This window comes from Pseudomonas marincola, from assembly GCF_900682675.2.
Taxonomy (GTDB): Bacteria; Pseudomonadota; Gammaproteobacteria; order Pseudomonadales; family Pseudomonadaceae; genus Aquipseudomonas; species Aquipseudomonas marincola.
Genome location: NZ_LR215729.2, coordinates 4,585,045 through 4,599,281, shown reverse-complemented (window position 1 = coordinate 4,599,281; position 14,237 = coordinate 4,585,045). Strand labels below are relative to the sequence as shown.

Below are 14,237 nucleotides of genomic sequence, written 5' to 3'. Positions count from 1 at the left end.
CTAAAGCGAAGCATCACCGCGCTCTCCGGTACGGATGCGCAATACGTCGGTCAAAGGGGCCACGGCGATGATCCCATCGCCGGGTACACCTGTGTGAGCGGCCTTCTCGATGGCCTTGACGATCCCATCTACAATTTCGTCGCCGCAGAACGCTACCAGTACGAGATGTTGGTGAGCGTCGGGGTTCCATTCGTCAGCGATATAGCTGTGATCTTTACCGTGACCACGAGGATGGCCTTGTGCAGGTAGAATTGTGAAGCCGGGTAGATGTGGCAGTGCGTGTAGCGCTTGCTCGACAGCCTCAAGCCGGATCGGACGAAATATAGCTGTAACTTGTTTCATGGCTCGACTCCAAATTAGTGGTCATGGCTCGCGCCGGCTTTGCCAAGCTCAGCCTTGATCAGGAAACTGTTCTTCAGTGCGTAGCGATCACCCGCTTTTAGACCCGAAATAACCTCGACGAAGCGTCCATCAGTCTTGCCCAGCTCAATAGGTCGGGCCTCCAACTGGTTACCAAAACGGCCAAACACCACTTGCCAATCGCGAACGGTCTGGATCGCTTCTACTGCCACAGCAACTGGCACGTTGCTTTCCTCAGCAACCACTTCGACCGTGACCGGTAAGCCAGGACGCCATACCCGCTCTGGGTTGGCGAGCACAATGCGGGCAGTGGCTGAGCGGGTTTGGGCCCCAACCAATGCGCTGACATACGAAATTCTGCCCTCAGCCTTGTAAGCGAATGCGCTGGAACTCACGACTACTGCTTGCCCTTCGGCGATTACCCCCAAGTCTTTCGCCGCGACTGTTGAGTCCACCCAAACTGTCGACAGATCCGACACGGTAAATACCGCAGAATCCTCTTTCAGAACCTCTCCAACCGATATGCTTTTGCTGGTGATAACTCCGTCAATTGGGGCGCGAATCTCGAACTCGGTAAGATTTTGACCTTTGGCTGGTGCGCTACCTAGTGAGGCAATCTGTTGCTGAACGCGTTGCACTGCGATAGCTGATTCCTGCATGGCAACCTTTGCCTGCAAAAAGTCCTGTTCGGCGGATATCTTCTCTTCCCACAACTTTTTTTCACGGATATAGGTTGTGCGAGCAAGCGCCGAACGCTGCTGGGCAGCAAGTAGCTCACCACGCATGTCGGCCAGGGTTTGGCTGGATATTTTGGCCAGTAGCTGGCCCTTGCGGACAGTTTCACCAGCGCTGACCGCCACAGAATCAACGCGTCCGGCAAGTTGCGGTGTCACCTGAACAGTACGATCGCCGTTGTAACGAACCTCGCCCAGTATCTGCAGTGTGGATGCAATTTTCGAAGGCCCCGCGGTAGCAATTGTGACGCCACCCTGAGAAAGCTGCTCATCTGTCATGGACACGCGTGCCTCAACCTGCTCGTAATCAAACGAGTAGCTATTGTTACTGTGCTTCGCACTGATAGAGACTTGGAATGAATGTGGCTCTACAACTGAGGAATTACCACGCAGGTATTCATTCTCTTTGCTGAACTTGATAAGTTGCGCAGGTTGACCTAAGCGTGACAATGTCATGTTCACCGTGCTGTCCGCAGGGTCTAGAATCTTGCCATTTAGGTAGGTATACAGCCTGAACTGAGGCTCCTCGCCTTCCTCAAAAATTGTTACTTCAAGTGCGTAATTACCCTCAGAGAAGAGCTTACCGCCGTGCTCACCTTCAGTGAATTCTGAGCTCTCATGATGCTCTTCATCTGTATGCTGGTCCGCCTCCTCATGTTTCTCTGACGAAGGATTCCCGTGGTGCTCTGGATCTGCATGAGCTGATGCATCTTTATGACTTTCATCATGACCATGGCCTTGCTCTCCGGATTTACTAGGGCTGCCACTTAATATCAGAGCCGCCACGGTCAAACCGATTGCGACAACTGCCGCAATCATTAGCCACTGCTTTCTGGGAGCTGTTGATGCCATTGGTAACTCCATATAAATAAGAATATTAAATTTGACTCAAGCACATCCGGTGTCCAGACGCGCTCTACTGGCAGGAAAAGCTCCATGCTGTATAACGCGACCGTTCAAGGCGTTATGTGGGCGCGTGGGAAGATTATTGTTTGAATTCGACGTTCATCTGCGAGCCGTAGATTTTCTCCAGACTTACCCAAGCCGAAATGGCCTCATCCAATGAATTGAGATATTGAGAGCGCATGCTTACAAGGGTGCGCTGAGCATCTAGCACATCGATAAATGCAAATTTACCCATCTCAAACCCCCGGACGGCACCCTCTACCGCTTGCTTCGCAGTCGGAAGCAAGGTGCCGCTGATTGAATCGACTTCACTTCTCGCGCTTATCCATTGCTCAAACGCCTGCTTTGCCTCCGCGCGTAATCGAAGCTCTGTGGCGTTGCGTAAGTCGCGCGCGCGATTAGCTTCTTGAGCCGCGGCCATCACATTGCCCTGATTGCGGTTAAACAACGGGAGAGGTACTGACAATCCGAGCAAGTTGACACGCTCGCCAAGACCCTCGTCGTATTGGCTTCCAACACTGACGTTGATATCGGGAATGCGCTGAGACTTTTCGAGCTCTAAGGAGGACTCGGTACGTTGGATTTGCATACTAGCTAGCCGCAGGTCGGCTGTATCCGTTATGCGTGCGAGCATATCTGCCTTCGATGGCAAATCTGGCAGGCGCTCAAGATCTCCTTCGACATAATCGAAATTCGGCGTCGTGGCGCCCGTTACAAGTGCTAGTTGTTTGTAGGCGTTACTTCGGTTGAGCTGAGCACGATTCAACTCCAGTTGAATCTCGGAGAGCTGCATCTGAGCGCGCGACACTTCGATCGGGGAAGCCTTGCCGGCTTTTACACGTCCTTCGACCACCTGAAGCCCGCGACTGGCCAGCTCCAGTGACTGAGTGGATAGCTGAAGCCCTTCTTGGGCTCGCAGTGCCGAGTAAAAGGCTCGAATGACTTCTGCGCGTAGAGTGTTTTTCTTGCGCTCAAATTCAATAGCTACAGCGTCCTGATCGCGCTCAGAAACATCGATTCTTGCACCTCGCTTACCGCCTAGTTCAATTGGTTGAGATACCTGAATGCTAGTTATCCGTGAATCACGACGTGTGTCCTCAACGCTCCAAGACAGCTCGGGGTTTGGGATTAGCCCGGCTTGAGTGCGAGCGCCCTGGGCAATGCCTGTATTCCATTGGGCTGCCGCGAACTCTGGGTTTTCTGATAGTGCTTGCGCTAAAGCCTCATCAAACGTTATAGGTCTCCCAGCTAATTCCGCAGAATCTGCTGTAACGGGCATAGCTAACAATATTGCCAGTAAGCCTAAAAGCATACAGAACTTATCGATAACTACTTTATAACCGCCGATTGTTTTTACGTACACTTAAAGCCCTCCGCAGCATATATTCTGCTGGAATAGATTAAGGCTGGGCTACTTACTGAGCCTGAGAGAGTTTGTGGATTAGTACTCGGGAGAATAAGTAGGGCGCCAATTCTTGGCAGAATGTAGTGCTTTAGGTCTATCAACAAGGTGACTGAAAAATTACAATTATGTTATCCGGCGCTTTTTCAAGTTGGCCTGTATTAGTATTGCCATCACTCAAGAAGGTAGATGATATCGATGATGCGCAACATCTAGAAACATATGCGCTCAAGAAAGGCTTGTCATGCCTGTATTGCCTCCCAGTTAAAGGCTGAGTTTTGCAGGCGAGTTAAAGCGCTGCGAAGGGTTGTCGCACAACCATTCGGAATGATGAGCAATGGCGAAACAGATTGACCCTAAAGCCGCTACAGGCTTTAGGATATGAAAAATATCAGTCCTCGTAGGTCGTGTCCGTGACCGTCGATGAAAGAAATTAACCCCTGCCGCCAAAACAAATAATATTAATCAATAACGGCTGTAAATTTTAAGGTGAATTTTATGCGAATCCTTATTGTCGAGGACGAGCCAAAGACTGCCGAATACTTGCACCAAGGATTAAGCGAGAGTGGCTATATTGTTGATAGGGCCGCCACTGGTGTAGACGGTCTTCACTTAGTTCGACAACATGTTTATGACTTAGTAGTGCTCGATGTAAATCTTCCTGAGGTTGATGGCTGGAGAGTACTAGAGAATATACGAAGTACTAGCAGCACCCGGGTATTAATGTTGACTGCACGCGGACGATTAGTAGATAAAATTAAAGGTCTAGATTTGGGAGCGGATGATTATTTAGTCAAACCGTTTGAATTCCCTGAATTGCTTGCGCGAATCCGAACTCTACTGCGGCGCAGTGAGCAAATTCCAGTTCCAGAAGTGTTACGGGTAGCTGACCTTGAACTTGATCCGGCTAGGCACCGCGCGTTTCGCGGTGAGCAGCGTATCGACCTAACTACCAAAGAATTTGCACTATTGCACCTGCTAATGCGCCGCTCTGGAGAGGTGCTTTCTCGCACCCAGATTATCTCGCTGGTCTGGGACATGAATTTTGACTGCGACACGAATGTCGTCGAAGTTTCCATCCGCAGGCTACGCGCAAAGATTGATGACCCGTTCGATAGCAAGCTAATCCACACCCTTAGGGGTGTCGGGTATGTTCTTGAGGAACGGGCATGAGACCGACGAGTCTTTCAATGCGCCTTGGCCTTTCGGTCAGCGTAATGGGAGCAGCGTTGGTGGTTTTGCTAGCGGCGCTAGCATACTTCGCGCTTACCCATGAGTTGGATTCCTTGGCTAAAAAGAGTCTAGACGGGAAACTGGAGCAAATTCGGCATAGCCTAGCTGAGGATATGAGTGCTCATGCAATTTCCCAGCAGCCTCACGCGTTGTTGGATTTAGTCATGGGGCATGACAACCTTCACTTGACGATTTACGAAAATAAATCAGGCATCAAGTTACTCTTGAACCTTGGAGAGCGGTCATTAGAGCCCATGCTTTCCAGCATTCCTGCCACCGACACTACGAGTTATCAGCGTTGGTCGGATTCTGAGGGAAAGAATTTCCTAACCGCATCCAAGGTGATGCAGCTTAATGATGGCGATATTGTTAGAGTCTTGCTTTCTATCGATCGATCTGCAGACGAAGCGCTGCTCAGCGCTTACCTGAAGTCAACCTTGATTTTGCTCCCGTTTTTACTCGCTCTGATTGGCATGGGGGCATGGAGGATCGTGAAGCGAGGCCTCTCACCGCTTCGGCAATTCCGACAAGTTGCATCTCTTATATCCACGCAGGATCTGACCCATAGAATTTCCGTGGATAAACTGCCCCAAGAGCTCAGCACGCTAGCTCATGGAATCAACTTCATGTTGCATCGGCTTGATAGCGGCGTTCAACAGCTATCGCAGTTTTCTGATGATTTGGCTCATGAATTGCGTTCGCCCATTAGCAACCTCATGGGAAAGGCACAGGTAACGCTATCAAGAGAGCGTCCACCAGAAGAGTACAAAGCCGTACTGGAATGCTGCACAGAGGAGCTTGAGCGCGTCACCAGAATCGTAACTGATATGCTGTTTCTCGCTCAAGTTAGCCACCCAGCATCCCTTGTGCCCTTCGAAAAAATTATTTTGGAAGATGAGGTAAGGCGTGTTGTTGATTTGTTCAGCATCTCCGCAGAAGAGAAGCAGATCAATCTGAGAATCGCCGGAGGGGGGCGTACTTTCGGTGATCGGTTAATGGTGCAGCGCGCTATTTCAAACCTATTGTCAAATGCCATTCGACACAGCCCTATCGGTGCAAACATCTCGTTGCTGGTAGAGAGGCATAGCGAAACCGTATGCGTATCGGTTGGGAACCCCGGGGTTGGTATTCCCGCGCAGCACATCCCTCATTTGTTTGAGCGCTTCTATCGTGTCGATACAAGCCGCTCTCGTGCCGAAGGTGGAACTGGGCTAGGACTAGCTATTGTGCGCTCGATAATGAGCCTCCATCAGGGTGCTGTCGAGGTTAGCAGCATCCCTGGTAGCTTCACCGTTTTCCGCTTGATCTTCCCCAAAGTACCCGATGGCTCACCGTGACTTGCTAAAGCTAATCATGGTGCTGTGACGCAACTTAAATCAGAGCGGATAAGTTCATTTCACTATGTCAGATTACAAAGAAGTAATAATTCAGCGATCCTAGCGTTATGTTCGTGTCGTTAAGCTCAAAGTGCATCTAATTACTTGGAACGAACTTTGACTGCTTATCATGTCTGACTCACTATCCATTGACCGTCAATTAGCACAGATTTTCATGACTAGCGCGCGCTGCGCCTGCTTTAGGCAGGCTGCGCGCAGCTTAAACATGCAAGTTGTGCCGATGCGCAAAAGACTCAGAAAGTTAGAGGAAAGCGTAGGTAGCCCGCTTTTCTTATATAAGGGGCGCGAGTTGAGCCTGAGTGCGACAGGTCGTCAACTGCAGCAGACGCTAGCGAGACAATTTGGCGACTTGCATCCAGAGGGCGCCAGTATCCAACGACCGCTGGTACGTCTTGCTGTGCCAACAGCATTGCTCACCGACCTTCTGGCCCGGGACTTGATCTCCTGGCTACGTAAGCACGCTGCAGCGAGACTAGAAATCATCCCTCTGGAGGGCGAACCCGAGGAGCTGGTGGATGTCATGGTCTGGATCGCCGACCCCGCCAAATCAAGGCCTAATCCAGGCTTTGCAATGACCAAGCCATTGCAGCTTGCGCGCATTTCTTATTGTGCTTATATGGCAAAACGTTATGCGGGGAAACGTCTGCCAAGATCAGTTGCGGATCTCAATGATTTCATGCTGGTTCAGTACGCGGGAAATACAGCGGTTGACAGTTTCGAGCCATGGAATCAGTTAATACGCCAGCGTCAGAGCTCGGTCGTTCAGGTGCACTCACAAGAGTGGGTAGCGGATTTGCTCAGAAATTCCTCTTGTATCGGGCTACTACCGAACTATATCTCCAATATAGATCGAAACCTGTTACCTCTTGACGAGCTATTCGAGCTCGCCTTAGCGCGGGTCGTGTGGGTCTCCACCTCTCCGCTGACATCGGGGCGGCAAGAAGTGCAGGAGTTGTTATCGCTCATCCGCAAAGCCTTCGATGATCGCCATACCTGGTTCACTAAGCAATCCTGTAGAGAAATATCAGAGTTATGATCCTCAAATTGTAATATCTCTGAAACAAACATAAATCTTATCGCTAGCGCTAAAACTCTTGCCCTGCCTAGGCTTCGTTCGACTCTAGATTAGAGAAACAATAATGTCATCAGAATAACACATAAATGCAATACCTCTCCCTGAGCCTGCGCCACGTCCACCACAACACGTCCAACAAGGAGAGTACATGTTTATTGCCATACCTAAAGTTCAATGGCTTAGCCGTCCCACTATTGGCCTCTTAATGAGCACTGGAATTATGGGCCTCAGCCAACCTGCGACCGCTGACTTTTTTGAGGACAACAAAGTTGGTTTGGAAGCACGTAATTTCTATTTCAATAGAGATTTTCGTCAAGACTCAGCCAAGCAATCAAAACAAGAGGAATGGGCCCAGGGCTTTCTGCTGCGCTACGAGTCCGGTTTCACTGAGGGGACAGTCGGTGTTGGCATCGACGCCATCGGCATGCTTGGCCTCAAGCTGGATTCCAGTGCCGATCGTTCAGGCACTGGTCTGCTCAAGCGCGATAAAGAAGCACCACGTGCCGCGCAGGATGAATATGGCGAGATGGGCTTAACTACGAAACTGCGCGCCTCCAACAGCGTACTGAAACTGGGTACGCTTCAACCTAGGTTGCCAACCGTCCAAGCGAACGATTCGCGCCTGCTTCCACAGACGTTTCAGGGAGGGCATCTCAACTCGTTGGAGATTGACGGCCTAACCTTCGATGCAGGCCAACTCAAGCAGGTAAGTCAGCGTGACTCCTCTGATAGCGAAGACCTCAGCATTACCAGTGGTGCAGCGCGCGCTATCAGTGGCGGCGGCACCCAGACCAGCGATGAGTTCAACTTCGCCGGTGCGACCTACAAATGGAACAGTAACCTGACCACTGGCTACAACTATGGCAAATTAGACGACTTCTACAGGCAGCATATTTTCACTGCCCTGCACATCTTGCCACTAGGTGACAAACAATCGCTGAAAACTGATCTGCGCTATGCCCGCTCTACCGACGAGGGCAACAGCAACGTCGACAACAAGGCATTCGGAGCGATGTTCACTTATGCCTTTGGCGGTCACGCACTTGGCGTTGGCTACCAGAACATGAGCGGAGACACCGGTTACGCCTACATCAATGGCACCGATCCGTTCCTAGTCAACTATGTGCAGATCGGCGACTTTGCCAACAAAGACGAGACCTCATGGCAGGCCCGTTATGACTTCAATTTTGCCAGCATTGGTATCCCAGGGTTGACGTTCATGACCCGTTACCTTACCGGCGACGATATTGATTTAGGTGCTGGCATTTCCGATGGCAAGGAATGGGAGCGCGATACTGACATCGCCTATGTCTTCCAAGACGGTGCGCTAAAAAATCTTGGCGTGAAATGGCGCAACGCCACATTGCGCTCGACCAACTTCGGCAATGACGTTGACGAAAACCGCTTGATCGTCAGCTACACCCTTCCATTGATGTAGTCGTCAATACCGTGCGCTGCACTGGTTCTGCAGCGCACGCATTTGGCAGTATGCACGGACGAAGATTATCTGGAGTCATCAAGACTGCACTACTACCAACCTGGTCGAAGCAATGATCTCCTCAGCAAAGCGGTCATTTCCAATAACCTACTTACCAATGCGGAGGATGAAGTCGCTATCTTGTGAAGCTAATGTCTGCAACCATTCTGGGGGGCGCAACAAACTGATACGCCAAAATTTCTCCTACACAAAGTGTTTAGATCCGTTACAGGAATGTAATTCTAGCTTCACGTTTATGACAGGGTCTTGGGCTTACACTTTAAGTACTACTTAAAAGGAGTTATTAAATATGAAAGGCTTAAGAACTGTCGCTGCGCTTTCGATCTTGACCATTTCTTCTTTTGCTGTGGCAGAAGGAGGTTCTGATCGTGTTTATGGTCGGATGATTCAAGCCAATGAGCAAGCCATGCAAGAGTATGCTGAAGCTAATGGGATGAATCCGCCCGAAGTTATTCATTACCGCTACGGCATGAAGCTTGATGTCGCAAGGGTCGTTGCCACTACCTCAACGGACTCTAGCTGTAATGTTATGCCGGCTCAGATGACCTACGAGGACTCCAACGGTGATCTGAATATTCTTGAGTATCGGGTAGCCGGGACAGGCTGCCGGAGCCAAAATTAATGAATGACATCACGCTGACTGAAAAGTAATTTTCAAGTCCCCCCTGACGTTATTTGGCATGTGCAAATATGGCCAAAGCGCGCCTAGTTATGCCCGGCGCGCTTGGTATATGGATGCGACCACACAATGACAACTGCCAATGACATCAGAAGCATTTATGAATAGCAGGACCCTGTTAGGAATTTCTCTACTTGCTCTAAGCATCATTATCTGGCAAGCCGCAATGGCTGCCGACGAGAAGTGCGAAAGATTTATTGAAGGCAGTAGCCTGACCATCCTCAATTGAAATCTCTACTTCAACCGTGACTTCCGCAAAGGCCAGTCTAGCAGCTTGGGTAGTCGTTATTCGGAAGAGTGGCGTACGCCCGTTCGCGTCGTGGTCCTGCTGTTCCCTCACAGTGCTCCTTTGGTTTGTAGGCAGCCCTCGGCGCCCTCGGGAGCCCTTTCTACTTATGGGTAGTTTGAAGAAGAATCGGCCACACCAGACGTAAGCAACCGTGCTGGCAGGCAGTACTATTTCACGGGGTATTCTGCAACGAACTGATCGGTCCCCGCCTTGGTCAAGCCAATGACCTGGTAGGAATGCTTTACGCCATCGACTTCCATGCCGGGGGAGCCCGCCGGCATCCCGGGAACAGCGATGCCCACGAGATCATCGCGCTTGGTGAGTTCGATGACCTGAGCCGCCGGCACATGACCTTCGACGAACTTGCCGTCAATCACCGCGGTGTGGCAAGACGCCAGCCGCGGCGAGACGCCCAGACCTTGCTTCACTGCTGTCATGTTGCTTTCGATATGGTCAACGACTTTGAAGTCATTCGCTTCGAGGTGCGAGATCCACTTCTTGCAGCATCCGCAATTTGCATCACGGTGCACTTCAATTGTCAGGGCATCAGTAGCGTTAACTGCTGAAGTCATGAAAAAGGCGGCCAGCATTGCCACTCGCGCTACTTTACTTTTAGCTGTCATGTAGGTGCTCTTTGCCATTGGCGTGAGTGTGGGTTTTGGGAGCGGTCGGGGCCTGCTCCTGTTGAGTTGGCTCAGTTGCGTGATAATCAGCGTTACTATTATTTGATGGCATCATATCGGCCTCATGGTGGACCGTAGTACTCGTCGAATCACCGTGATGATTGGCGCCGGTGCTTGTATCTAGAGTATTCGAAGCATGATGATCAGGCGAAGTTTCTGGTTGGGCGTGATGACCTGCTTTGGGGCTGCTGTGTTGGCCCTCGTGATTATGCATCCGGGTCTCACCGCCGCCATGCTCGTGACCACCGCTCGACGCAACCAGCGCTTGATACTGCTGGGCATCCATTTTCGGGAACTGGTTGAGGAATGCGACCATGCCCCAGATGTACGGGTCACCCATACTCTTGCCCCAGGCCGGCATGCCAGTGGCCTTGATGCCATGCTTGATCACCCAGAACGCAGCGGCTGGACTGCCATCGATACCCACCTTCGCAAGGTTAGGCGGAGCGGGGTAAAGTGCTTGGCTTAGCTCAGTTTCCGCGACGCCCGGTGCCAAATGGCAGCCGATGCACATCGAGTTGTAGTTGCCTGCGCCAGCTTTAATCAGCGTCTCGTCATTGAGGTTAGGTACCGCAATATCCTTGGAGCGCACTTCGATAGAGCGATCACGGACCATCGCCAGGAATGCATGCACTGCAGGGAAGTGAGGATCATCAGCCCCCACGTTGACCAGACCCAAATAGGCCACGGCCCCTACCGCGATACTTCCGGCTACGCTCGCCGCAACGAGGGTTTTAATTGTTTTTTTCATTTTCGTTTCTCAAAACCACATCCGGATACCGGCGACAAATCGTGCGTCTTCAATATCGCCACCTTCATCGCGCACTAGGTCGGCAGTATTGCCATAGGAGCGACTCCATGAAACGCCGATATAAGGTGCGAATTGACGAATAATCTCGTAGCGCAATCGAAGACCGACCTCGGCGTTGGCCAGACCGGAGCCGATTCCTCGCTCCGAATCGTTCTTGCCGTAGAAATTCACTTCAGCGGTCGGCTGAAGGATTAGGCGATTGGTCAGCAGGATGTCGTACTCGCCCTCTAAGCGCGCAGCCGTCTGGCCGTTCTCGCCGACAAAGGCAGTGGCCTCCGCCTCAAAGGCATACAGCGCCATACCCTGGATGCCGAATGCGGCCCAAGTCTGTGGCGTCTCTGGCTTGAAGTCTTGGCGAACACCCGCGACCACATCCCACCAAGGACCAATCGAGCGCCCGTACAAGGCCTGCAATTCAGCATCCTCAGTGACGCCATTGGTGCGTTCACCTTCGGAGCGCAGCCAGAGACGATTGATGTCTCCGCCGATCCAAGCGGACGCATCCCAAGCCAAGGTGCTGCCTTCATCGGCATCTTGGTATTCGAGCTGATCGAGCAGGAAAAAGCTGTTGATGGCGCTGTCGTGAACCTTGTGGCCTGGCAAAGGCGGGAACGCTGCTTCACGATCCGCATCTGTCAGTACCGGGATAGGCGTGCGACTGGTGGTTCTCGGGGCTTCAGCGGAACCATGGTTCATCTTTGTATGATCCATACCCTCCATCTGCCCTTGCATGGCGCCGTGACCCATCTTGCTGTGGTCCATAGCCGGAGCTTTTTTGGGGGGCTGGCTTTGGCTGTGACCCATCTGGCTATGATCCATGCCCGGCATCGGTTCTTTGGTAGAGCCGTGGTTCATCTTGCTATGGTCCATCGGCATGGAACCGTGGCCCATGGCCGAATGATCCATTTCCTCTGCAGCGTGAGTTAACCCGCTGCTAAGCACGCTCAGCGACACTGCCAGTGCTATTAGGGACGGGTGTAAAAGCCTAGTGGTCATGGTTCGAACCTGCTTCGGCTTCGCTGCCGCCATGCTTATCCATCATGTTTTCGTGGTCCATGCCGCCATGATCCATTTGCTGGCTAGCCGCAGCCTTTTCTTTCGCGTGCGCGGTATTTTTTTCACTTGCGGCTTCAGACGCAGGGGCTTGAGTCGCGTGTTGTTCGTGCTCACTGTGACCTGCACCGGCCAATGACAGCGGAGCATACAGAACAGCCGAAAGGCTCAACATAACAGCGCTGCCAACCAGGGCTTTTCGCTTCATAAAAGTGCTCATCAGATATCTCCTTTACTCATCCACACGAACTTCACGGAACATGCCCATTTCCATGTGGAGTAGCAGGTGGCAGTGGTAGGCCCAGCGACCCAATGCATCAGCCGTTACTCGATAGCTGCGTTTGGAACCTGGCGGCATGTCGATGGTGTGTTTTCGAACCATAAAGTTGCCGTTCGCATCCTCCAGATCACTCCACATTCCGTGAAGGTGGATGGGGTGCGTCATCATGGTGTCGTTGACCAGCGTGATGCGCACGCGCTCGCCGTACTTAAGGCGCAACGGCTCGGCATCCGAAAACTTGATGCCGTCGAATGACCAAGAAAATTTCTCCATGTGCCCGGTGAGGTGCAGCTCAATGGTTCGGCTGGGCTCACGGCCATCCGGATCGGGGAAGGTGCTTTTTAAGTCGGAATAGGTCAGCACGCGACGACCATTACCACGCAATCCGATGCCCGGATCGTCCAGCTTGTGGGTTGGGGTCATGGTCTGCATGTCGACCAGCGGGTTATTGGTTTCAGAGGCTGGGTGCGCTTGCATTGATGCGCCTGCGCCCATCCCCGCCATACCTGAATGGTCCATGCCGGCCATTTTGCTGTGATCCATGCCCGCCATGTCACCTTGCATGGCACCAGGGCTCATTCCAGCCATCTTGCTGTGGTCCATGCCGCTCATGTCGCCTTGCATGCTGCCATGGTCCATACCCGCCATGCTGCCGTGATCCATACCCATGTCGCCCATGGCGATCAGGGGGCGAGGATCCGTTTCGGGTATTGCAGCGCTCAAGCCCTCTCGTATAGCCAGAGTGCCGCGGGCATAGCCGGTGCGATCCATGGACTGAGCAAAAATGGTGTAAGCCTCTTGCTCGGCGAGCTCGACAATCACGTCGTAGGTCTCGGCAACGGCGATACGGAACTCGTCGACACTGACCGGGCTTACGTACTGGCCGTCGGCGGCCACCACGGTCATCTTCAAGCCGGGGATACGTACGTCGAAGTAGCTCATCGCCGAACCGTTGATAAAGCGCAAACGGAGCTTTTCACCCGGCTTGAAGATACCGGTCCAGTTGCCATTAGGTGCCTGGCCGTTCATCAGGTAGGTGTAGGTATAGGCGCTGACGTCGGCGAGATCGGTGGGGCTCATCTTCATTTCAGCCCACATCTTGCGATCTGCAATTGTTGCCGACCAACCTTGCTCGCTGACGTCGTTGATAAAGTCGCCAACGGTGCGTTTATGAAAGTTGTAGTAGTCCGACTGCTTTTTGAGCTTGGCCAATAACCGGGTTGGGTCTTCATCGGTCCAGTCAGTCAGCATCACCACGTAGTCACGGTCATAGCTGAATGGCTCAGGCTCTTTGGCATCAATCACCAAAGCGCCGTAAACGCCAATCTGCTCCTGCAACCCCGAGTGGCTGTGGTACCAGTAGGTACCGTTTTGATTGACCTTGAACTTGTACTCGTACATGCCATCGGGCGCGATGCCGTGGAAGCTCAAGCCAGGTACACCATCCATGTTGGCGGGCAAAATGATGCCGTGCCAGTGAATCGAGGTGTCTTCGGTCAAGCGGTTTTTCACCCGCAACGTGACGGTGTCACCTTCCTTCCAGCGCAAAATTGGCCCTGGAATAGACCCGTTAATAGCCATCGCGGTCCGGGTTGCGCCGGTTATGTTTACTGGCGTTTCACCAATGAACAAGTCGAAGTCGGTGCCAGTCAATACGTTGGGCTGACCTGGGCTGGTCACCGCCCAAACGGGAGTGCGCCACAAGCCAAGGCCTCCGAGAATGCCGGTGGCGGCCAAGCCTTTAACGAAGGTTCGTCTTGAGGTTTTGCAGTGCATACCGTTATATCCAATCAGTTGGAGGAACCAGGGGTAACCAACCGTGACGTCAGGTTGATTG

Annotated in this window: 13 protein-coding genes and 1 pseudogene; 6 read left to right on the top strand and 8 right to left on the bottom strand. The window is 52.2% G+C overall.

Annotation, left to right across the window (positions count from 1 at the left end):
* From PMYSY11_RS21085 to PMYSY11_RS21075, 3 genes are all read right to left on the bottom strand, one after another.
* Positions 1-342, bottom strand: coding sequence for a P-II family nitrogen regulator (locus tag PMYSY11_RS21085; RefSeq protein WP_010490657.1), 342 nt, complete (start codon positions 340-342; stop codon positions 1-3).
* Positions 343-356: 14 nt separating this feature from the next.
* Positions 357-1,946, bottom strand: coding sequence for an efflux RND transporter periplasmic adaptor subunit (locus tag PMYSY11_RS21080; RefSeq protein WP_069899918.1), 1,590 nt, complete (start codon positions 1,944-1,946; stop codon positions 357-359).
* A 133-nt stretch (positions 1,947-2,079) separates the two neighbouring features.
* Positions 2,080-3,363: a TolC family protein gene (locus tag PMYSY11_RS21075; protein ID WP_239655511.1), complete on the bottom strand. Its 1,284-nt coding sequence runs from the start codon at positions 3,361-3,363 to the stop codon at positions 2,080-2,082.
* 537 nt (positions 3,364-3,900) lie between these two features.
* On the opposite strand from PMYSY11_RS21075, the gene PMYSY11_RS21070 reads away from it, so the two are divergent.
* From PMYSY11_RS21070 to PMYSY11_RS21970, 6 genes and pseudogenes are all read left to right on the top strand, one after another.
* A complete protein-coding gene (locus PMYSY11_RS21070; RefSeq protein ID WP_010490660.1) occupies positions 3,901-4,575 on the top strand; it encodes a heavy metal response regulator transcription factor in 675 nt (224 codons plus the stop codon).
* Complete coding sequence (locus tag PMYSY11_RS21065; RefSeq protein WP_029529717.1) at positions 4,572-5,972, top strand: heavy metal sensor histidine kinase; 1,401 nt, start codon at positions 4,572-4,574, stop codon at positions 5,970-5,972. Before PMYSY11_RS21070 ends, PMYSY11_RS21065 begins: the two co-directional genes overlap by 4 nt.
* A 169-nt stretch (positions 5,973-6,141) precedes the next feature.
* Positions 6,142-7,068: a LysR family transcriptional regulator gene (locus PMYSY11_RS21060; protein WP_069899917.1), complete on the top strand. Its 927-nt coding sequence runs from the start codon at positions 6,142-6,144 to the stop codon at positions 7,066-7,068.
* Between the two features lie 244 nt (positions 7,069-7,312).
* On the top strand, positions 7,313-8,545 hold the full coding sequence (locus PMYSY11_RS21055; protein WP_036988411.1) for an OprD family porin: 1,233 nt from the start codon (positions 7,313-7,315) through the stop codon (positions 8,543-8,545).
* Positions 8,546-8,894: 349 nt separating this feature from the next.
* Positions 8,895-9,227 carry a DUF2790 domain-containing protein gene (locus tag PMYSY11_RS21050; protein ID WP_010490664.1) on the top strand — a complete coding sequence of 111 codons (333 nt, stop codon included), beginning with the start codon at positions 8,895-8,897 and terminating at the stop codon, positions 9,225-9,227.
* Between the two features lie 157 nt (positions 9,228-9,384).
* A pseudogene (locus PMYSY11_RS21970) lies at positions 9,385-9,585 on the top strand (OprD family porin); the annotation flags it as partial.
* A 155-nt stretch (positions 9,586-9,740) separates the two neighbouring features.
* Here the strand turns inward: PMYSY11_RS21970 and PMYSY11_RS21045 are convergent.
* Genes PMYSY11_RS21045 through PMYSY11_RS21025 form a run of 5 tightly spaced genes read right to left on the bottom strand, consistent with a single transcriptional unit; the run spans position 9,741 to position 14,176 of the window.
* Positions 9,741-10,196: a DUF411 domain-containing protein gene (locus tag PMYSY11_RS21045; RefSeq protein ID WP_069899915.1), complete on the bottom strand. Its 456-nt coding sequence runs from the start codon at positions 10,194-10,196 to the stop codon at positions 9,741-9,743.
* On the bottom strand, positions 10,186-11,007 hold the full coding sequence (locus tag PMYSY11_RS21040) for a c-type cytochrome (protein ID WP_069899914.1): 822 nt from the start codon (positions 11,005-11,007) through the stop codon (positions 10,186-10,188). Before PMYSY11_RS21040 ends, PMYSY11_RS21045 begins: the two co-directional genes overlap by 11 nt.
* 9 nt (positions 11,008-11,016) lie before the next feature.
* Positions 11,017-12,063, bottom strand: a complete 1,047-nt coding sequence (locus PMYSY11_RS21035) for a copper resistance protein B (protein ID WP_069899913.1) — start codon at positions 12,061-12,063, stop codon at positions 11,017-11,019.
* On the bottom strand, positions 12,053-12,340 hold the full coding sequence (locus PMYSY11_RS21030; protein ID WP_010490670.1) for a hypothetical protein: 288 nt from the start codon (positions 12,338-12,340) through the stop codon (positions 12,053-12,055). The genes PMYSY11_RS21035 and PMYSY11_RS21030 overlap by 11 nt, the downstream gene beginning before the upstream one ends.
* A gap of 12 nt (positions 12,341-12,352) precedes the next feature.
* Positions 12,353-14,176 carry a copper resistance system multicopper oxidase gene (locus PMYSY11_RS21025; RefSeq protein ID WP_069899912.1) on the bottom strand — a complete coding sequence of 608 codons (1,824 nt, stop codon included), beginning with the start codon at positions 14,174-14,176 and terminating at the stop codon, positions 12,353-12,355.
* Positions 14,177-14,237 lie beyond the last annotated feature (61 nt).

Bases quoted from the DNA above. Each gene is read 5' to 3' on its own strand.
- PMYSY11_RS21085 (WP_010490657.1), bottom strand. From the start codon at position 342: ATGAAACAAGTTACAGCTATATTTCGTCCGATCCGGCTTGAGGCTGTC.
- PMYSY11_RS21080 (WP_069899918.1), bottom strand. From the start codon at position 1,946: ATGGCATCAACAGCTCCCAGAAAGCAGTGGCTAATGATTGCGGCAGTT.
- PMYSY11_RS21070 (WP_010490660.1), top strand. From the start codon at position 3,901: ATGCGAATCCTTATTGTCGAGGACGAGCCAAAGACTGCCGAATACTTG.
- PMYSY11_RS21065 (WP_029529717.1), top strand. From the start codon at position 4,572: ATGAGACCGACGAGTCTTTCAATGCGCCTTGGCCTTTCGGTCAGCGTA.
- PMYSY11_RS21060 (WP_069899917.1), top strand. From the start codon at position 6,142: ATGTCTGACTCACTATCCATTGACCGTCAATTAGCACAGATTTTCATG.
- PMYSY11_RS21055 (WP_036988411.1), top strand. From the start codon at position 7,313: ATGAGCACTGGAATTATGGGCCTCAGCCAACCTGCGACCGCTGACTTT.
- PMYSY11_RS21050 (WP_010490664.1), top strand. From the start codon at position 8,895: ATGAAAGGCTTAAGAACTGTCGCTGCGCTTTCGATCTTGACCATTTCT.
- PMYSY11_RS21045 (WP_069899915.1), bottom strand. From the start codon at position 10,196: ATGACAGCTAAAAGTAAAGTAGCGCGAGTGGCAATGCTGGCCGCCTTT.
- PMYSY11_RS21040 (WP_069899914.1), bottom strand. From the start codon at position 11,007: ATGAAAAAAACAATTAAAACCCTCGTTGCGGCGAGCGTAGCCGGAAGT.
- PMYSY11_RS21035 (WP_069899913.1), bottom strand. From the start codon at position 12,063: ATGACCACTAGGCTTTTACACCCGTCCCTAATAGCACTGGCAGTGTCG.
- PMYSY11_RS21030 (WP_010490670.1), bottom strand. From the start codon at position 12,340: ATGAGCACTTTTATGAAGCGAAAAGCCCTGGTTGGCAGCGCTGTTATG.
- PMYSY11_RS21025 (WP_069899912.1), bottom strand. From the start codon at position 14,176: ATGCACTGCAAAACCTCAAGACGAACCTTCGTTAAAGGCTTGGCCGCC.